Genomic DNA, 18,732 nt, shown 5'->3' with positions numbered 1-18,732 from the left:
GCTCATGAAGCCGAATATATGTTTGTGACTACTTTGTTAAAAATAGAGCAGCACTTGCTTGCACAGGGTCGGTGTCCATATATACTATTTATGCATGGGATGTCACAGAAAAGTTGAATTTTCACCCGGTTCGGGGAAAAATGCCCCGCTCAGGTCATGACGTATAGACAGCTGTTGTTGGCTCTCGATAAGAGCCAGTGCGTGCCGCGGCCTGACGTGGCTTATTTTGCTTGGTCTTCAGGACATCTCACAGGAATTTTATGAACATCCTTCGTTCTTCCGCCGCCGCCCTGATGGCTGCTGCGACCCTCATCAGCCTGCCCGCGGTGGCCGTTGAATACGGTTTGCCGGAAAAAAACAGCCGCTTGATCGGTGACAACATGGAATATGTGGTCCCTGCCGATAGCACTCAGCCGTTGGAAGCGATTGCCGCTCAGTATCAGATTGGTCTGACCAATATGCTGGAAGCCAATCCCGGGGTTGATCCTTATCTGCCTAAGCCGGGTAGCACCCTGATCATCCCGCATCAGTTGATTCTGCCGGATGCGCCCCGCGAAGGCATCGTCATCAACGTCGCCGAAATGCGCCTGTACTACTACCCAAAGGGTAAGAACATCGTTGAAGTTCTGCCCATCGGTATCGGCCAGTTGGGTACAGATACCCCTGAAAACTGGGTGACTTCGATTCAACGTAAGAAGGCAAATCCGACTTGGACTCCAACTGCCAAGGTGCATGCCGAGTACGCCGCCAAGGGTGAACCACTGCCAGCTGTTGTACCGGCGGGGCCTGAGAATCCGATGGGATTGTTTGCCCTGTATATCGGTAATCTGTATGCCATTCATGGCACTAATGCTTCGTTCGGGATCGGCCTGCGCGTGAGTCACGGCTGTGTACGGTTGCGTAATGACGACATCGAATATCTATTCAATCAGGTTCCGGTCGGTACTCGTGTTCAATTCGTCAACCAGCCCGTGAAGGCCAGTGCCGAGCCGGATGGCGGTCGCTATCTGGAAGTGCACCAGCCTTTGTCCCGGACTCACGAAGAGTTGAGTTCTACTATCGCCGCACCGCTGCCGATGAGCACGGCTGTCACCCGCTTCATTGCCCATGCCGATACCGATTCCCTGGTGGTCAAGCAGGCGCTGGAACAACGCACGGGTGTGCCGGTACGTCTGAATCCGCAGACCACAGCCAGTACCCAGATGTAAGTTCTAATTCGTATAGTTCAACGGCGCCTGATGGCGCCGTTGTTTTATCTGGCTGAAAGAACATCCGCAGCGACGCGTTTTTTCAGCTATGTCTCATTTCGCCGCAGATGTGTACACTAGTCGGCCGAGATGGAAATAAGGCGGTAGAATCAAGAGGTTCTGTTGCAACAGCAATCCACATCTGTTGCCAAGGGGATACGGTTCGACAGCGCGATCGCAAGGAGAGAAGCAATGCCAAAAGCGCTTTGGAGTGATAAGCGTAAATTTATCTGGCTCCTGACCCTGGTATTGATGTCCGCATTTTTCCTGACCAGCTGGAGCAGTTACCAAGTCGCCCACCATTCATTAAGCGAGCAGATTGAGTCCAATACTCTGCCTTTGACCAGCGACAACATCTATTCCGAAATTCAGCAGGATCTGCTGCGACCGATTTTTATCTCCTCCCTGATGGCGCACGACACCTTCCTTCGCGACTGGGCCTTGAGCGATGAGGCTGATGCCCAGCCCATGGTGCGTTACCTCAAGGAGTTGCAGGAGCGTTTTGGCACTGTTACCAGCTTTTATGTCTCGGAAAAGACCGGACGTTACTATCACTCCAGCGGTGTACTGAAAACGGTCAGTGCCAAGAGCCCCGAGGATGCGTGGTATTTCCGGGTTCGGGATCTGCCGGTAGGCGAAGATTTTGAAATCAATATCGACACTGATACTGCGGATCGCAGCAAGACCACTGTGTTCGTGAATTACCGGGTTTATGACTTCAACAAGAAGCTGATCGGCGTGACGGGTGTGGGCTTGGCGGTCGACAAGGTACGCGAGTTGATCGAGAAGTATCAGGAGCGCTACAGCCGCAGTGTCTATTTTATCGATCGTCAGGGACGGGTGGCGCTGCACGGGAAAAACTACTCGGGCCCGGAAACGATTCAGGCTGATCCGGCCTTGGCTCCTCTTGCAACCCAGATCCTGACCAGCCCCGGCGGCTCCTACCAGTACGAGCGCCAGGATCAGCAGGTTTATCTCAATAGCCGACTGGTTCCCGAGTTCAAATGGTATCTGATGGTCGAACAGGCCAGCCATGCCGGAGAAGGCAAACTGCAACAAACGCTGTGGGGTAACCTGCTGCTGAGCGGTCTGGTCACGCTGGGTATTCTGGTGATTGCCAACCTGACCCTGGGGCGCTATCAGCGTCGTATCGAGCAGATGGCCGCGACAGACAAGCTGACCGGCATGATCAGCCGCCAGGTGTTTGAAACCACCTTTGAGCATTTGGTGGCTCAGGCGCGGCGTCAGCAGCAACATGTGTCGGTGATCCTGTTTGATATCGATCTATTCAAGCAGGTGAATGACCATTTTGGCCATAACGTGGGCGACATGGTGATCCGTAAAGTGGCGTAAACCATGCTGGCGACGGTGCGCCAATCCGATGTGGTCTGCCGCTGGGGGGGCGAGGAGTTTCTGGTGCTGCTGCCGGATTGCGATGGTCTGGCGGCCAGTGTGCTGGGTGAGAAGATCCGTGCGGCTGTGGCGGCGCTGGATATTCAAGCCAATGGCGAGACGATTGCGATTACCTTGAGTGGCGGGGTGGCTGAATACCAGAGTGAGGGATCCGTCGTCCTGCTCAATCGCGCCGATCAGGCTCTGTACCGTGCCAAAGCCGCGGGGCGGAATCGCTTGGTGATGGCATGAGTATTCTGGCTGTTAGCTAGCAACCGAAGATCACCCCAGCGTCTTGGCGGTTGGGGTGATGTTTAATATATGAGTGAAGGCTGAACTGACCACTGCACGCTACCAAAGCGTGCTTGCAAGGGTTGGCCGTGGTGTTTCTGCGCGTTCCTGTAGCCCCCAAAGTGCTTCCTCGTCCTCACTCAACAGCAGCGTATGTTCATCCGTCAGCATGACTTTGCGGATGCGGTTGAATCGATTTTTTACCAGATGCTCGAGCATGGATTCATGTTCGGCCAATAGCAGTTTGCCTGGTGCATTGGTCGGTAGAAAACTGATACTCGAGGTGGTGAAGGAAACGAAACCTTCCGAGAGCAACCATTGACCCTGGATCAATAGTCGCAGTGCGGGTTTGTCGGTGAGACTGCCGAATACCACCCGCGATTCAAATTGCAGCTGACCGTTAGCTAATAACAACAACTCGCCCTGTTCGCGCCAGCGATTGAGTTTGCGGTCCAGCAGCAGAGCGGCGGTCTCTTCGGCAACTTCTTGTTCCCGCTCGAACGCCCAGGTTCTGTGAGTGAGTTGCTGTTGCAGATGAGCATCGCTGGATAACCACAGCACCAGCAAGGCGCAGCCAAGAGAAAAGATCGTCAGTATCCAGGGAAGCAGGCGCATCAGTGACAAGCTTGTACCTGAGCCTCAGTCCATTGGTAGTTATAGGTCTGCTGTGCCGAAATCCATACCAGGGACCAACCCATATCCGAGGGTTCCAGCAAAATATGTTCGGCGGCGGGCAAGGCGCGGTTGTTTCCCCACTGTTGCAGGCAAGCCAGCAATTCCGGTTTGTCGATGACAACGGGTGTTCCTTGCTGCCATTCCAGTAATAGGGGGGCGGGTAGTTGTGGCTGTTGCTGATACCAGCGGTAGAGACCGCACGGGCTCATCAGAGCCAGCAAGGCGCTGAGCAGCATCCAACGCAAGCGGGGACGATCCCAGCCAGTGTTCTCTTCGGGCTCGAACGCTTGCTTTTGCAGCAAGGAGGCCAGCTCTTCTTCATTCAATGGTGAAAGCAACATGTGCGCATATCCTGTCGAGAATTGCCGATCTTCAGTATGTCATTCAAGCGACCGAAAACACCGTCAGCCGCCAGGACTTTACCTGTTATTACCAAATACTTCGTCAGGCCAACATAACTCGACATTTGTTTGCAGCTGAGAAGAACCGCACAACAGTGGTGCCTTGATTCTGTTAGCTTTCATCCGGTTTCCAATTCATCTGTCGGACGCAAGTTCCTGACATCAACTATGACGCCAACAGGCCGATGATCTGTTGCCAGCTAGAATCAGGTAGAACTCTGTGTCTGATGTGTGCCGAATTCTGACTTCACCCGATCCCTGCGCCTATCGAGCGGATCTGAATGGGCTGCGGGCTCTTGCTGTGGCCGCCGTAGTGCTTTTTCACTTTCAGTTTCCTGGCCTGGGGGGAGGGTTTGTTGGTGTCGACATCTTCTTCGTTCTCTCCGGATTTTTGATGACCCGGATCATTCTTTCGGCTTTACAGATGGGACGCTTCTCCTGGCAACAGTTTTATTTGGCCCGCGCTCGACGCATAGTCCCAGCCTTGCTGGTACTATGTCTGGTGCTTCTGTTTCTGGGCTGGTGGTGGCTGCCTGCGGCAGATTACCGTTTACTGGCGACTCATGCCGCCAGTGCCCTGGGGTTTATCTCCAATCTGCGGTTTCTCAAGGAAGCGGGTTACTTTGATGCCGTCTCCCACGACAAATGGTTACTGCATACCTGGTCACTGGCTGTGGAGTGGCAGTTCTATCTGCTCTTGCCGTTACTCTTGTTGTTGTTGTGGCGATTGTGGGGGCTACGTGGTTGTGTGCGGGGGCTGGCACTTCTGGCCGTCATCTCGTTTCTCTGGTCTGTCTATGCAACCGCCCATTGGCCTGCGTCGGCCTTTTACCTTCTGGGCTCACGGGCTTGGGAGCTGGTGGCGGGTGGACTGACCTGGTATTTGTCCAGCCGGGTCCATCTTTCAGATCGGTGGTGCCGCTTTGGTGAATGGGGTGGCTTAGGCCTGATAGTGCTGGCGATAGCGGGTTGCAACGGGGATACCCCATGGCCAGGGAGCATGGCCGCACTGCCGGTGCTGGGGACTATGCTGGTGCTGCTGGTGGCGCGGACCGACTCCAGATTGCTCGGTCATCCTCTGGCTCAGTGGCTTGGACGCTGTTCCTATTCTATTTACCTCTGGCACTGGCCGCTGGTGGTACTACTGGCTTATGGCAACCTACAATCCAGCACCCTAGCCGTTGCGGCGGCGCTGCTGGGCACTCTGTTGCTCGGGGCCCTCTCTTATCGATTTGTCGAAACCCCGGGGCGCGTGTGGCTTGGCCAACTGCCATCCCGACGTTGTGGTTGGGTGTTGCTCAGTGGCGTACTTCTGGTCGCAGCTCCCGCACTGGCCATCCGTAAACTGGAATTAACTGGCCGGGTAAACGTGCAGGTTGAGGCTGCGGCTCGGGATCAGTTGAATGAAAATCCACGGCGTAAAGAGTGTTTACCTGGCAGTGGCGATCAGTTTCCAGTTTGCCATTTTGGCGGGGAGAAACTGGATGCCATCTTGCTGGGGGATAGTCATGCCATGGCGTTGAGCAGTGCCATGACAGCGGCCCAGGCGGACCGGCAACGCGGGTTCACCCTGCTGGCCTATTCCAGTTGTCCGAGTGTGAATCAGGCTAAGCGTTTCGGCCCCGGGATTGATGAGCGTCATCAGTGCGCCCGTTTCAATGCTCATGCCCAGGACTATTTACAAAAGCAACCTCCGGCGGTACCCGTCGTGGTCATCAACCGGGGTTCACTCTACCCCTTGGGTGATATGCAAGCTGAGGATCAAGGCCCGGTAGTCTACTTTGAGCGCCGCTACGAAGATCCGGATCCGGTTTTTCTGGCCGACTACCGAGAACGTCTGGTACAGAGTAGTTGCCAGTTGGCGAAGTCTCGTCCTGTGTTCCTGATGCGACCTATTCCTGAGATGCCGGTCGAGGTTGCCAAACGGATAACTCGGGATCGGATGTGGGGTCGGCCAAGTGTGTCGGTCTCCATCTCGCTGGCGGAGTATCATGCCCGGCATCGATTTATCTGGGATGCCCAAGACGAAGCGGTGCGCCGTTGCGGTGTGGCGATCCTCAATCCATTACCCTATCTGTGCGATGGCGATCGTTGCTGGGGTACCCGGGACGGAAGAGCTCTGTACTACGACAAGGATCACCTGAGCGAATATGGCAATAAACTGCTGGTGCCGCTGTTCCGACAAGTGTTGGCTGCACACTCCCGCCCCTTGCCCCTGATTTCATCGGCACAAGCATCCATTCCCTGGCAGGCCGGAACTTCCGGCTAGTGGTTAGACTGCTAACGGTTGGATGGATAATCGAGCTGTTCTGTAAGCCGGTCGATAGCCGTCATGAAAAAGCCCCTGCAAGCAGGGGCTTTTCGTTGGGTGTTGCAATCAGGTTATCAAGCCTCAACCGGCTTGCGCTGCCGCCAAGCGGCAATGCCGAGGGCCAGCAGAACCCAGGTAATCAGTGGCCAGCTACCGAAGCGGTTGTAGGGGGTCTGTCCCGACGCTGGCGCCACATCGACCCGCAATACCTGTTGCTCGAATTGGGGCAGCATCTTGATCGGTTGGCCGTGCGCGTCGATGGCCAAGGTGACACCACTGTTGGTGGCGCGGATCACTGGCTTGCCGAACTCGATGGCACGCATGCGGGTAATGTCCATATGCTGCCAGGGGCCGTGGGAGGTCCCGAACCAGGTGTCGTTACTCACTGTCAGCAGATAGTCGGTATCGGCATGCACGTTGCGTCTTAGCTCCTCGGAGAAGGCCATCTCGTAGCAAATCGCGGTGGCGAAGCGATGGCCGCGGACCAGGATATTCTCCTGCTCTGGCGCCCCGCGGCTGAACGAGGACATGGGCAGATTGAAGAATGGCGCTATGGGACGCAACAGATCGCCAAAGGGCACGAATTCGCCAATCGGTACCAGATGCTGCTTGTAGTAGCGATTGCCATGGGCGTATTGATAGCTCTGGAGGCCATCATTGTCGATCTGCCCCATACCGATCACGCCGTTATAGAAGCGTCGCTCGCTCATATCCAGATACTGGATGCCGGTTAAAAAACCAGTCTTGTGCTCGCGCATGGCGCTGTCTACATTGGCCAGGAACTCCTGCATCTCGTTTTCCAGCGCCGGTACGGCTGATTCTGGCCAGACGATGACATCGGCATCCTGATTCAAACGACTCATCTCCAGATAACGCAGCAGGGTCGGACGGATGTTTTTCGGCTCCCACTTGGCTTCCTGGGCGATATTGCCTTGCATCAGCGCGAAGTTGAGCGGCTTGCCGGGCGTGGTCCAGCTCAGCGGTTGCAGGCCAGCACCCAACGCAAAGGCCGCCACTGGCAGCAGTAGCCAGAGAGGCTTGCGTTGGCGCAGGGCTAAGGCGATACCGCCACTGCTGAGCAGTAGCAGCAGGGTCACGCCTTGTACGCCGAGCAAGGGGGCAATACCGACCAGCGGGCTATTGATCTGGCTATAACCGAACCACAACCAGGGGAAGCCCGTCATTACGTGACCTAGTGCCCAGTCACTCAGCAACCAGAGCGCGGGAAAAGCTAGTAGGGTCCTAAGCCAATCGGACTTGTCATCTCGCTGCGGGAATAGACGCGCCCACAGCCAGCAGGCCGCCATGGGGAACAGCGCCAGATAGGCTGCCAGCAGCGCGACCATCAGGAAGGCCACCGGCAGGGCTATGCCGCCGAATACTGTCATGCTGATATGGATCCACCATAGACCCGGCAGGTTCAGGCCAAAGGCGAAGGCAAACCCAAGCTTGGCGGCGCGTTTGGGAGCCTGGTTGCTCAGTAGCAGCTGTAACAGCGTCAGGGAAACCAGCGCCAACGGCCAGATATTCCAGGGGCCGAAGGCCGGTGTGGCCAGCGCGCCCGCCAGTGCCGCGGATAACAGGCCAGTCCAGCCTGACGAGAGAGACGTACACCAGTTGGAACGTGAAGCGAAGAGTCGGGTCATCATGGGTAGGTTCTGAGCCTATGGGTTAAGAGTTGGATGCAGGACTGGTTGCTAAAAGCAGACCGCCAGCCCAGATGGAGCTGGCGGTCTACTGCTGATGCCGTGTCATCCATATCATGGGGCAGGATCAATCGTCGAGGTTTTCACCATCGGCTTCATGGGTCTGCGGGATCTTGACCTGCAACTGCAACAAGCGACGTCGATCGGCATGGACCACCTTGAAGGTAAAACCTGCCAGGGTAACGGCTTCGCCTTTTTTCGGCAGATGACCGAAGGCATGCATCACCAGACCGCCCACGGTATCGACCTCCTCATCACTGAAGGTGGTATCGAAGTAGTCGTTAAACTCTTCGATGGGGGTCAGGCCATGGACGGCAAACACGCTCTTGCTGACGCGGCGGATCTGCTCCTGTTCATCCCCACCAGCATCGTATTCATCTTCGATCTCGCCGACGATGAGCTCCAGAATATCCTCGATGGTGACCAGGCCGGAGACGCCGCCGAACTCATCGACCACAATGGCCATATGGTAGCGCTGCTGCTGGAACTCTTTGAGCAGTCGATCGACGCGCTTGCTTTCCGGGACCACTACGGCTGGACGCAGCACCTTGTCAAAGCTGAAGGGTTCATCGGTCAAACCCACCGCAAACTGCAGCAGATCCTTGGCCAGTAGTATGCCTTCGACATGGTCCTTGTCTTCATTGATCACCGGAAAACGTGAATGAGCCGATTCAATTATGATCGGCAGGAAGGTTTCCACCGCCTGGTTACGGCGGATGGTGACCATCTGCGAGCGCGGGATCATGATATCGCGCACCCGCAGCTCGGCGATTTCGAGCACACCCTCGATCATCTCCTTGGTCTCTTCGTCGATGACGTCGCGCTCTTCGGCATCCTGGATCATGCCGACGAGCTCATGGCGATCCTTGGGTTCGCCCTGAAACAGGTGGCTCAGGCGATCCAGCCAATTTTTGCGGGGTGTCTGGCTCGGGGACTGACTCGGTTCGTCACTCATGGTGTGTGGATTGGTCCTTAGATCTCATCATCTTGATAGGGGTTGTCGAAACCGAGCGTTTGCATGAATTCCACTTCCAGGGCCTCCATCTCTTCGGCTTCTTCATCTTCAATATGGTCATACCCTAACAAATGCAAGCTACCGTGCACAACCATATGAGCCCAGTGTGCCAATAAAGGCTTACCCTGCTCCTGCGCTTCCTGCTCAACCACCTGGTGGCAGATGATGAGATCGCCGAGCAAGGGAAGTTCAACTCCGGGAGGGCACTCGAAGGGAAAGGAGAGCACATTGGTCGGTTTGTCCTTGCCGCGGTAGGTCAGATTCAGCTGATTGCTCTCGGCTTCATCCACCAGACGGATGGTGACTTCCGCCTCTTCCTGAAACGGCAATACAGCCGCATCCAGCCAACGCTGGAAGTCGCTTTCGGCCGGCAGGCCTGTCTGGTTGTCGCAGGCTAACTGCAAATCGAGGATCACGCTCATGACGAAGACTCCGGGTTGGCTTGCGGTGGTTTTTGCCGCTCGGCTTCCTGCCGTCGCTGCTGCTCTTCAAAGGACTCATAGGCCTTGACGATGCGCGCCACGACCGGGTGGCGGACCACGTCCTCGGCCTGGAAGAAGTTAAAGGAAAGCCCATCGACCTGGCTCAGTACCTCGATAGCATGACGCAGGCCGGATTTCTGATGGCGGGGTAAGTCGATCTGGGTGATATCACCGGTGACCACGGCCTTGGAGTTGAAGCCTATCCGGGTCAGGAACATCTTCATCTGCTCGACCGAGGTATTCTGCCCCTCATCGAGGATGATAAAGGCATCGTTCAGGGTGCGGCCGCGCATATAGGCCAGCGGTGCTATCTCGATGATCTGGCGCTCGATGAGTTTCTCGACCCGCTCGAACCCCAGCATCTCGAACAGGGCGTCATACAGAGGACGCAAATAAGGATCCACTTTCTGCGATAGATCGCCAGGCAGGAAGCCGAGCTTCTCACCGGCCTCGACGGCGGGGCGTGTCAGCAGGATGCGACGGACTTCCTGACGCTCCAGCGCATCAACGGCAGCGGCAACGGCGAGGTAGGTCTTGCCGGTCCCGGCCGGACCAATGCCGAAGGTGATGTCATGGGTCACCACGTTGGCGATGTATTGGGCCTGATTCGGGGTCCGCGGCTTGACCATGCCACGCTTGGTCTTGATGTTGATTTCCTTGCCATAAGGGATGCTGTCGGCGGCTTCTGGATGGGCGTCATCATCCTGCTCCAGCAGATGGCATTCGGTAATCGCCAGATGGACCTGATCCGGCGTCAGGTCGATCAGTTTCTGGCCGCGTACCGGCTGGGTTTCGACATACAGACGCTTGAGCAGTTCGATCACGGCCTCGGCTTGCAGTGCTTTACCCACCACCTGAAAGTGATGGTTGCGATAGATGATTTCGACGCCGAGGCGGCGTTCGATCTGCTTGATGTTGTCATCGAACGGCCCGCACAGGCTGGCCAGATGCTGGGCGTCCGCGGGTTCCAGGTGCAGATCCAGGGTGGTGATATGACGGCTCAAGGTATCCTCTCGGGCAATTAGAAAAACGGGGGCCAGGAGCCCCCGCCAGGATCAGGGGCGGAAGGTGGCAACACCCAACTCGTCGGCTACGCCATCCGGGCGGCGGGCGAGGATTTCGCTGGGCCGGATGCTGTGGCGTAAATCCATATCTGCTTCGGTGCGCACCAGCTTGCCACGCAAGGAATGGGGGAACACTTCGGTGATCTCCACATCGACAAACTGGCCAATCAGGCGGGCGTCGCCCTCGAAATTAACCACTCGGCTATTTTCGGTGCGGCCGCGCAACTCCATCAGATCGTTCTTGGATGGGCCTTCCACCAGAATGCGCTGGATGGTACCGAACATCTCGCGACTGTACTGCATGGCCTGGTTGTTGATCACCTGCTGCAGGTGATACAGGCGCTCCTTCTTCACCTCCATCGGGGTGTCATCCGGCATGTCGGCGGCTGGTGTACCCGGGCGCGGACTGAAGATGAAGCTGAAGCTCATATCGAACTTGATATCGTCGATGAGCTTCATGGTCCGGGCGAAGTCGTCATCGGTCTCACCGGGGAAACCGACGATAAAGTCGGAGCTGATGGTGATATCCGGACGCGCGGCACGCAGTTTGCGGATCTTGGATTTGTACTCCAGCGCCGTGTGCGGCCGTTTCATCATGGTCAGGATACGGTCCGAACCGCTCTGTACCGGCAGGTGCAGGAAGCTGACCAACTCGGGGGTATCGGTGTAGACCTCGATGATGTCATCGGTAAATTCGATCGGGTGGCTGGTGGTGTAGCGGATGCGGTCGATGCCATCAATGGCGGCGACTAGGCGCAACAATTGGGCAAAGGTACAGAGTTCACCGTCGTGGGTCGGTCCGCGATAGGCGTTGACGTTTTGTCCCAGCAGATTGACTTCCCGCACCCCTTGCTCGGCCAGTTGGGCGATCTCGAACAGCACATCATCCAGCGGGCGACTCACCTCTTCGCCCCGGGTATAGGGCACGACGCAATAGGTGCAGTACTTGGAACAACCTTCCATGATGGAGACATAAGCCGTCGGGCCATCCGCGCGCGGTTCGGGCAGGGAGTCAAACTTCTCGATTTCCGGGAAGGAGACATCGACCTGGGCACCATGACCGGTTTGGACCTGTTTGATCATCTCCGGCAGACGGTGCAGGGTCTGCGGGCCGAAGACGATATCGACTTGCGGTGCGCGGGTGCGGATCGCATCCCCTTCTTGTGAAGCGACACAGCCACCCACAGCAATCACCAGATTGGGATTGAGCTTTTTCAACTCCTTCCAGCGCCCCAGTTGATGGAACAACTTCTCCTGGGCTTTTTCCCGGATAGAGCAGGTGTTGAGCACCAGAACGTCCGCTTCATCAGCCAGTTCAGTTGCTTCGTAGCCTTGAGAGGCTCCTAACAAGTCGGCCATCTTGGACGAGTCGTACTCGTTCATCTGGCAGCCCCAGGTTTTGATATGCAGTTTTTTGCTCATGGAGATTCTTTGCGCGCTTAACCAAATATTCAGTGGAGGCAGGAAGGGACTCAGCCATTCGCTACCCGAAGGACCGCGTATTCTACCCCCTTACTTCGGTGGAGACTAGTTTCTATCCAACCCGCATTTTGTAAGGGTATTGGTCCATATTGCGTGCATTTTTCAGCGGGCTTCATCACCCGCATCGCGAGCTAGGATACAATGGCCCCTTGCCCATAACCCTGTTGTTGCGCCACTGCCGGATGGCAGACGCTGGAGCTGATTGATGGAATCTCAGGTTACCCCTATTCCTGCGCTGTTGAATGCCGATGTGACCCTGATTGGCGGCGGTATGGTGGGCGCTGCGGCGGCCTGTCGCCTGGCGCAGTCCGGCTTCACTGTGGTGCTGGTCGAGGTGCAAGCACCGCAACGGTTCGACCCGGACCAGCCCATGGATCTGCGGGTCTCGGCGATCAGTCCAGCCTCTATCCGCTTGCTACAAACCTGCAGCGCCTGGGAGTCGGCGTTGGCGATGCGCGCCTGCCCCTATCGGCGGCTGGAAACCTGGGAGTTGGAGGGGATGGCTACGCGCTTTGCCGCCGAGCAGTTAGGGGTTTCCGAGCTGGGCTACATAGTGGAAAACCGGGTGTTACAACTGGCGTTGTGGCAGCAGTTGCAGGGGTTACCGAATGTCACGATCCTGGGTGGAGCCCAACTCTCTGCCTTGGAGCAAGGTGCGGATGGGATCCGGTGCACGCTGAGCGATGGTCGCCAGATCTCCAGCCGCCTGCTGCTGGGCGCCGATGGTGCTCAGTCGCGGACTCGGGAGTTGGCGCAGATAGGCGTCACCAGCTGGGACTATCGCCAAGCCTGCTTGCTCATCAATGTGGATATTGCCGGCGAGCAGCAGGATATTACCTGGCAACAATTTACTCCGCGCGGCCCCCGGGCCTTTTTGCCGTTGGCTGGAAGTCATGGCTCACTCGTGTGGTATGACACCCCGGAGCGGGTACGAGAGCTGCAGGCTCTGCCATTACCCCAGCTCGCCGAGCAGGTGCGGCGCGAGTTTCCCGAGCGTTTGCCGGAGTTTTCAGTGACCGCCGCCGGGAGTTTTGGGCTGACCCGCCGTCATGCCCAACGCTACGTCAATGGTCGGGTGGTGCTACTGGGCGATGCGGCTCACACCATACATCCGCTGGCAGGGCAGGGCGTGAACCTGGGTTTCAAGGACGTTATCACCCTGTGCGAATTGCTGGTCAACAGCCGACAAGCCGGTAATGCCTGGGATGAACCCGCGCTGTTACGGGGTTATGAGCGTCAGCGTTGCCGCGACAATCTGCTGATGCAAACGGCGATGGACGGTTTTTACCTGACATTCAGTAATGATCTGCCCCCTTTGCGCCTGCTGCGTAATATGGGGTTGCTGCTGGCTGAACATGGCGGTCCACTCAAGCGCCTGGCGCTGCGCTATGCGCTAGGGCTGGCGTAAGTGCAGCATTTTTTAGCATGAGCAAGGATAAGGCTCATGCTGAAACAACGCGCAAATTGATCCCGTTATCTGGCTTTGCCGATATTGGAGTGACGAACAGGGGGAAAACAAAACAAATACACGCGGAGAGATGAAAATAAGAGGGGAGAATGGTGGCTATGACGGGATTCGAACCTGTGACCCCCGCATTATGAGTGCGATGCTCTAACCAACTGAGCTACATAGCCATTTTGATTTTTTACATGTGGAGCTGTATGACTGGTGTGCTGTGATTTGAACCTAGGCATATTGCCGAGATCAAAACCAACTTCTCAGTCATTTATCTAAAAATATGGCTGGGGTGCTAGGATTCGAACCTAGGTATGGCGAGATCAAAACCCGCTGCCTTACCGCTTGGCGACACCCCAGTGGATGGTGGCTATGACGGGATTCGAACCTGTGACCCCCGCATTATGAGTGCGATGCTCTAACCAACTGAGCTACATAGCCATTTTGAAGCGTTTACTAACTGATACTGCAGGAAAACATGGTAGTACATAACAATATGGCTGGGGTGCTAGGATTCGAACCTAGGTATGGCGAGATCAAAACCCGCTGCCTTACCGCTTGGCGACACCCCATCCGGGAACAGAATCTACCTTGAACGACCAACTTCTAAATCGAAAAATAGAAGATGGCTGGGGTGCTAGGATTCGAACCTAGGTATGGCGAGATCAAAACCCGCTGCCTTACCGCTTGGCGACACCCCAATCAAGAATTCTGCTGCACAATATGAAGAAATGCTGGTGACCAGCGAACCATCCGTCAACAATCAAGACGATATAGAAAATGGCTGGGGTGCTGAGATTTGAACCTAGGCATAATGTCGAGATCAAAACCAACTTACAGTCATTCATCTAAAGATGGCTGGGGTGCTAGGATTCGAACCTAGGTATGGCGAGATCAAAACCCGCTGCCTTACCGCTTGGCGACACCCCAATGATGGTGGCTATGACGGGATTCGAACCTGTGACCCCCGCATTATGAGTGCGATGCTCTAACCAACTGAGCTACATAGCCAACACTCTTCACCGTTCAACAGTACCCTGTTCAACTGTGCGGGCGAATTATGCGGATCTGACCCTGAGGCGTCAACCCCTTTTTCCCCTGCCTTTGTCTGCTTGGCGAAGAAATGGCCGCTCACCGTCCGGATGAGTAATCAATCAGCGGCAAGCGGCTGAATCTGCATCACATTTGCCATGTGTTGTCAGCGGCCGAAGCCTTGAAGGCCGCATCCGCCAGCATGGTGAGATGTGGCGTGGGCGCGGTCTCACTCTTAACCTGTAGGGCGAGTCATCTCTGATGCTTCAGCCGATGGGCGGTCCTTGCATCGACAGAGGCTCAGAATTTGCTCACGTAACCAGCGATGTACCTCATCCCCATCCATCCGTGGATGCCAGAGCATCGATACGTTAACCTCTGGTGCTGGGAAGGGGAGCTCAAAACTGAACAAGCCGTTTCTTAAGTTTTCAGTATGACGCTCTGGAACCGCAGAGACCAAATCGGTGGCTCGGCTCAGAGCTAGCGCGGCGGCAAAGCCATCCACTGTTATCACTATGTTTCTCTCTAATCCCAAGGATTGAAGCTCCTCATCGATTTGCCCCTTACCAACACCGCGGCGAGATACCCGTACGTGTCGGAAGGCGGCGTAACGGTCTGCGGTGATGATGCCCTGACTCAAGGGATGTCCTTGGCGTACGACACCGATGAAACGATCATGAAACAGCACCCGCGTCCGTACTTCCGGGCCCGTTTCACTCCCGACCACTCCGGTTTCCAGATCGACAGTTCCATGACGTAGAGCTTGGCTATCTTTGGTTGTTTTCTGCAGCAAGCGCAGGCGAATACCGGGGGCCTCTCGGGCGAGTTGTTCCACCAGTTCCGGTCCGAAATTTTCGATAAAGCCGTCACTGGTGCGCAGGGTAAAGGTGCGCTCCACATGCTTCATGTCAGCGGGTTGGGCTGGTCTCAGGACGGCGGTAACGCCTTGGGCCAACCTGGCAACCTCTTCTCTGATCTCAAGTGCCCTCGGCGTGGGGACTAGTCCGCGTTCTGCGCGTACCAACAGCGGATCCGCCATGGTTTCGCGCAAGCGGGCGAGCGCCCGGCTCATGGCGGATGGACTCAAATTAAGTTGGTTGGCGGCACGAGCGACGTTGCACTCATCCAGCAAGACATTCAGCGTGATCAACAAATTCAAATCGGGAGTGGTCATGAGTGGCCCTATCCGTGGTTCTGGCAGCAAGCCGCATGGATTTGATATGTGGCGTTATATGCAGCTATTCAATGCAAGTGATGCGTCTTCTGCAAGATTAGGTGTCCGCCTATGCTCCTGGCAACCGTTGCTGATAGGAGTTTCGAGATGACAAGTCATAATAATCAACCTATGACCGGGACCGCTGGGGGTCCTGGTGTTCAAGAGACAGTCCCCGGCGTTGCCGCAAGTGCTCAGCTGGACAGAGCCGCGATCTGGGTGCTGGTCAGTCTTTCCCTGGCCGCGCTGCTCTCTTCGCTGGGGACCAGTATTGCTAACGTCGGATTGCCTACCTTGGCCCAGACCTTCGGGGCATCGTTCTCGGAGGTTCAGTGGATCGTTCTTGCCTACCTGCTGGCCATTACCACTCTGATTGTCAGTGCCGGCCGGTTGGGCGACCTCTTCGGCCGTCGTCGCATGCTATTGACCGGTATTGCCCTGTTCTCCGCTGCCTCTGTACTGTGCGCATTGGCACCTTCGCTTGGGTTGTTGATTGCCGCGCGGGTGATACAGGGCTTGGGGGCGGCATTGATGATGTCGCTGGCCATGGCTCTGGTGGGAGAGAGTATTCCGCAAGAAAAAACCGGTAGCGCCATGGGGATCATCGGTACTGTCTCTGCGATTGGTACGGCCTTGGGGCCTTCGCTCGGAGGTGCCTTGATTGAACTCGGTGGCTGGCCGCTGATCTTCCTGGTCAATGCCCCTCTGGGAGTTCTGGCTTGGCTGCTGGCCTTTCGTTTTCTGCCCGCGGATCGTCAGTCAGCACCAGGGATAAAACCGCGTTTCGACATCCTGGGTACCTTGTTATTGACCCTGACGTTGGCCGCCTACGCGTTAGCGATGACCCTGGGATCTGGCCACTTCGGTGATCTCAATGTTGCGTTGTTGCTGGTAGCGGGTCTTGGTTTGCTGCTATTTATCCGCTCCCAGACCCGCTCCGTCGCACCCCTGATGACGCTTTCGATGTTTCGTAACCCGGTATTGACGACCGGTTTTGCGATGAGCTCCTTGGTGACCACGGTCGTCATGGCCACCTTGGTGGTCGGCCCCTTTTATCTGACCGGAGCCTTGGCGTTGGATGTGACTCAGGTTGGATTGGCTATGGCATCGGGGCCGATCGTGGCCGCCCTGATCGGTGCGCCGGCGGGATACTTAGTTGACCGTCTGGGCGCTTATCGGATGACGTGGGTTGGGTTGAGCGCCATGGCGGCTGGTTCCGGACTTCTCTCCCTGCTGCCTAGCGCGCTGGGGGTTGCTGGTTATATCTTGCCGCTGATGATACTGACTGCGGGTTACGCCCTGTTTCAGGCGGCCAACAACACCACTGTCATCACCCAGCTGAGTAGCCAGCAGCGTGGTGTTGGCTCCGGATTGCTGGGGTTATCCCGGAATCTTGGGTTGATCACCGGCGCCTCGGTGATGGGGATGGTCTTTGCGCTGGGCGCGGGCGTGTCCGATATTTCCAGCGCTCGACCTGAGGATGTCGAAACGGGTATGCGGATCACCTTCGGCGTTGCCACTGGGCTGATCCTATGTGCACTGAGTTTGGCGGCCGCAGCTCAGATATGGTCGCGGGCTGACTAAACTCCATGTCTCTGATGGGTGAGCCGCCACTCCTGGCGGGCTTAATACGCTATCTATTTTGACAAAAGAAAAAGCCCATCCACGAATGGATGGGCTTTGAGCGCAATTTTCTGCATGGTTTGCCTTGCAGCCTGGGTACGCAATTTGGTACTCAGCGCGGGACCTGCTTGATTTTACTGTTATAATTCATTGATTTATAACAGTCAGTCATCATTAGACATTGAACAGGAAGTTGGTTTTTTATGAGTCTCATAGCGTCTCGCCATGTATCTTTACGATATTAAAATCCTTTAAAAACATAATGATAGAGTCCAGTGTCGTCTCATTGGAAATCAGTGAAAATCACCCAAGCCATGTTTTTTGTGTACGCAGTTGTGTACGCTATATTCACTTTGGTACACAGTTCAGTTCGGGAGCCAACTATGGCGCTGAAGACAGATCGCGAGATTGCCAGTTTAAAAGCCGAAGAAGGCCAGAGGCTGGTGGTTGCTGTCGCTAGTGGTGCAGGAGGCGGTTTATGCATCGAGGTTCGAAGCGCTGGACGCTCAAAGACATGGCTCTACCGGTATCGCATAAATGGAAAGCCTCGGAAATTCGCCTTGGGTAGTTATCCTGCGATGAGTTTGGCTGTTGCGCGAGCTGAACACAGCAAGGCAGTTTCTATGGTCAGGATTGGAGAAGATCCTGCCGTGGCAGCTAAAACTGAAAAAGCCAAACGCTCAACAATACCAACCGTTGATGCTTTCTTTGAGGAGTGGCTGACGTGGAAGCAGGCAAGCAAGCCTGCTCGTGAATCGACTATTGAAGCCTACCGCCATGCTTTCCTTCTATATATAAGCAAAGATATTGGCAGCTTGTTGCTCACAAACATCACCCGTGCTGTGCTCTTCGCTCAGTTATCCAAGATCAGAGGACGTAGTATTCAGGCTGCACGCAAGGCGCTGACCATATGTGCTCAAATGTTGGACCATGCGGTTAATCTCGAGCTCATTGAGTTGAATCCTGCTCGAACCATCAGACCCTCCACTATCGGAGCCGAAGCTTCGCCTCCACGTCAGCGCTGGTTGTGCCGTGAAGAGATCGCTGCTTTTTGGAAAGGACTGGATGAAGGCGGATATCATCCAGCCCAGGCAAACTGCCTACGTTTGATCTTGCTCACTGGTGTTCGCCGGGGTGAGGCTATAGGCCTGACGTGGGATCAAATTATCGGTAATAAGTGGGTTATTCCAGCGAGCAATACGAAGAATGGAAAAGAACACACCATCACGTTGCACCCCATGGCCTTGGAGGTAATCGCTCATCATGTACAGGATCTTTAGCTACAACCAATTGAAATAGATAGAAAAAAGGCTTCGTTTGTGATCTGATTTAATCGCCAAAA

General features: G+C 55.8%; 13 protein-coding genes, 7 tRNA genes and 1 pseudogene. 6 read left to right on the top strand and 15 right to left on the bottom strand.

Annotation, left to right across the window (positions count from 1 at the left end; genetic code table 11):
* Positions 1-260 precede the first annotated feature (260 nt).
* Together ACYVG7_RS05980 and ACYVG7_RS05975 are read left to right on the top strand one after the other, a co-directional pair.
* Positions 261-1,208 carry a L,D-transpeptidase family protein gene (locus ACYVG7_RS05980; protein WP_460882306.1) on the top strand — a complete coding sequence of 316 codons (948 nt, stop codon included), beginning with the start codon at positions 261-263 and terminating at the stop codon, positions 1,206-1,208.
* A gap of 231 nt (positions 1,209-1,439) precedes the next feature.
* Positions 1,440-2,891: pseudogene (locus tag ACYVG7_RS05975) on the top strand (sensor domain-containing diguanylate cyclase).
* A gap of 99 nt (positions 2,892-2,990) precedes the next feature.
* Here ACYVG7_RS05975 and ACYVG7_RS05970 read toward each other — a convergent pair.
* Both ACYVG7_RS05970 and ACYVG7_RS05965 read right to left on the bottom strand, forming a co-directional pair.
* Positions 2,991-3,554 (bottom strand): hypothetical protein, encoded by a 564-nt coding sequence (locus ACYVG7_RS05970; protein ID WP_460882305.1) that lies wholly within the window; start codon positions 3,552-3,554, stop codon positions 2,991-2,993.
* Complete coding sequence (locus tag ACYVG7_RS05965; RefSeq protein ID WP_460882304.1) at positions 3,545-3,946, bottom strand: hypothetical protein; 402 nt, start codon at positions 3,944-3,946, stop codon at positions 3,545-3,547. The genes ACYVG7_RS05970 and ACYVG7_RS05965 overlap by 10 nt, the downstream gene beginning before the upstream one ends.
* A 280-nt stretch (positions 3,947-4,226) precedes the next feature.
* Between ACYVG7_RS05965 and ACYVG7_RS05960 the strand changes: the two genes are divergently transcribed.
* On the top strand, positions 4,227-6,275 hold the full coding sequence (locus ACYVG7_RS05960; protein WP_460882303.1) for an acyltransferase family protein: 2,049 nt from the start codon (positions 4,227-4,229) through the stop codon (positions 6,273-6,275).
* Positions 6,276-6,391: 116 nt separating this feature from the next.
* Here the strand turns inward: ACYVG7_RS05960 and lnt are convergent, their stop codons facing one another.
* From lnt to miaB, 5 genes are all read right to left on the bottom strand, one after another.
* On the bottom strand, positions 6,392-7,966 hold the full coding sequence (gene lnt, locus ACYVG7_RS05955) for an apolipoprotein N-acyltransferase (RefSeq protein ID WP_460882302.1): 1,575 nt from the start codon (positions 7,964-7,966) through the stop codon (positions 6,392-6,394).
* A 124-nt stretch (positions 7,967-8,090) separates the two neighbouring features.
* Positions 8,091-8,978 (bottom strand): CNNM family magnesium/cobalt transport protein CorC, encoded by an 888-nt coding sequence (gene corC / locus ACYVG7_RS05950; protein ID WP_460882301.1) that lies wholly within the window; start codon positions 8,976-8,978, stop codon positions 8,091-8,093.
* Positions 8,979-8,995: 17 nt separating this feature from the next.
* The gene (gene ybeY, locus ACYVG7_RS05945) at positions 8,996-9,460 is read right to left on the bottom strand and encodes an rRNA maturation RNase YbeY (protein WP_460882300.1); all 465 of its coding nucleotides are present in this window, start codon (positions 9,458-9,460) and stop codon (positions 8,996-8,998) included.
* Positions 9,457-10,524, bottom strand: coding sequence for a PhoH family protein (locus ACYVG7_RS05940; RefSeq protein WP_460882299.1), 1,068 nt, complete (start codon positions 10,522-10,524; stop codon positions 9,457-9,459). Before ACYVG7_RS05940 ends, ybeY begins: the two co-directional genes overlap by 4 nt.
* 51 nt (positions 10,525-10,575) lie before the next feature.
* Positions 10,576-12,006 carry a tRNA (N6-isopentenyl adenosine(37)-C2)-methylthiotransferase MiaB gene (miaB, locus tag ACYVG7_RS05935; protein ID WP_460882298.1) on the bottom strand — a complete coding sequence of 477 codons (1,431 nt, stop codon included), beginning with the start codon at positions 12,004-12,006 and terminating at the stop codon, positions 10,576-10,578.
* A 295-nt stretch (positions 12,007-12,301) separates the two neighbouring features.
* Here miaB and ACYVG7_RS05930 point away from each other — a divergent pair, with 295 nt between their 5' ends.
* Positions 12,302-13,474: an FAD-dependent monooxygenase gene (locus ACYVG7_RS05930; protein WP_460882307.1), complete on the top strand. Its 1,173-nt coding sequence runs from the start codon at positions 12,302-12,304 to the stop codon at positions 13,472-13,474.
* Positions 13,475-13,624: 150 nt separating this feature from the next.
* Here the strand turns inward: ACYVG7_RS05930 and ACYVG7_RS05925 are convergent.
* The 8 genes from ACYVG7_RS05925 to ACYVG7_RS05890 all read right to left on the bottom strand — a co-directional run bounded on the left by ACYVG7_RS05925 (position 13,625) and on the right by ACYVG7_RS05890 (position 15,728).
* A tRNA-Met gene (locus ACYVG7_RS05925) sits at positions 13,625-13,701 on the bottom strand.
* Between the two features lie 105 nt (positions 13,702-13,806).
* Positions 13,807-13,881: transfer RNA gene (locus ACYVG7_RS05920), tRNA-Gln, on the bottom strand.
* 5 nt (positions 13,882-13,886) lie between these two features.
* Positions 13,887-13,963, bottom strand: a tRNA-Met gene (locus ACYVG7_RS05915).
* Positions 13,964-14,019: 56 nt separating this feature from the next.
* A tRNA-Gln gene (locus ACYVG7_RS05910) sits at positions 14,020-14,094 on the bottom strand.
* 54 nt (positions 14,095-14,148) lie between these two features.
* Positions 14,149-14,223: transfer RNA gene (locus tag ACYVG7_RS05905), tRNA-Gln, on the bottom strand.
* 154 nt (positions 14,224-14,377) lie between these two features.
* Positions 14,378-14,452 (bottom strand) — tRNA-Gln (locus ACYVG7_RS05900).
* A gap of 4 nt (positions 14,453-14,456) precedes the next feature.
* Positions 14,457-14,533 (bottom strand) — tRNA-Met (locus tag ACYVG7_RS05895).
* A 256-nt stretch (positions 14,534-14,789) separates the two neighbouring features.
* Complete coding sequence (locus ACYVG7_RS05890; RefSeq protein ID WP_460882297.1) at positions 14,790-15,728, bottom strand: LysR family transcriptional regulator; 939 nt, start codon at positions 15,726-15,728, stop codon at positions 14,790-14,792.
* Between the two features lie 147 nt (positions 15,729-15,875).
* Between ACYVG7_RS05890 and ACYVG7_RS05885 the strand changes: the two genes are divergently transcribed.
* Positions 15,876-17,351 carry an MFS transporter gene (locus tag ACYVG7_RS05885; RefSeq protein ID WP_460882296.1) on the top strand — a complete coding sequence of 492 codons (1,476 nt, stop codon included), beginning with the start codon at positions 15,876-15,878 and terminating at the stop codon, positions 17,349-17,351.
* 422 nt (positions 17,352-17,773) lie between these two features.
* Positions 17,774-18,670 (top strand): tyrosine-type recombinase/integrase, encoded by an 897-nt coding sequence (locus ACYVG7_RS05880; RefSeq protein ID WP_460882295.1) that lies wholly within the window; start codon positions 17,774-17,776, stop codon positions 18,668-18,670.
* The last annotated feature ends 62 nt before the right edge of the window (positions 18,671-18,732 follow it).

This window comes from Pseudaeromonas pectinilytica, assembly GCF_054780855.1.
This window is presented reverse-complemented; position numbering and strand designations above follow the sequence as displayed.

Bases quoted from the DNA above. Each gene is read 5' to 3' on its own strand.
- ACYVG7_RS05890 (WP_460882297.1), bottom strand. From the start codon at position 15,728: ATGACCACTCCCGATTTGAATTTGTTGATCACGCTGAATGTCTTGCTG.
- lnt (WP_460882302.1), bottom strand. From the start codon at position 7,966: ATGATGACCCGACTCTTCGCTTCACGTTCCAACTGGTGTACGTCTCTC.
- miaB (WP_460882298.1), bottom strand. From the start codon at position 12,006: ATGAGCAAAAAACTGCATATCAAAACCTGGGGCTGCCAGATGAACGAG.
- ACYVG7_RS05980 (WP_460882306.1), top strand. From the start codon at position 261: ATGAACATCCTTCGTTCTTCCGCCGCCGCCCTGATGGCTGCTGCGACC.
- ACYVG7_RS05885 (WP_460882296.1), top strand. From the start codon at position 15,876: ATGACAAGTCATAATAATCAACCTATGACCGGGACCGCTGGGGGTCCT.
- ACYVG7_RS05880 (WP_460882295.1), top strand. From the start codon at position 17,774: ATGGCGCTGAAGACAGATCGCGAGATTGCCAGTTTAAAAGCCGAAGAA.
- ybeY (WP_460882300.1), bottom strand. From the start codon at position 9,460: ATGAGCGTGATCCTCGATTTGCAGTTAGCCTGCGACAACCAGACAGGC.
- ACYVG7_RS05965 (WP_460882304.1), bottom strand. From the start codon at position 3,946: ATGTTGCTTTCACCATTGAATGAAGAAGAGCTGGCCTCCTTGCTGCAA.
- corC (WP_460882301.1), bottom strand. From the start codon at position 8,978: ATGAGTGACGAACCGAGTCAGTCCCCGAGCCAGACACCCCGCAAAAAT.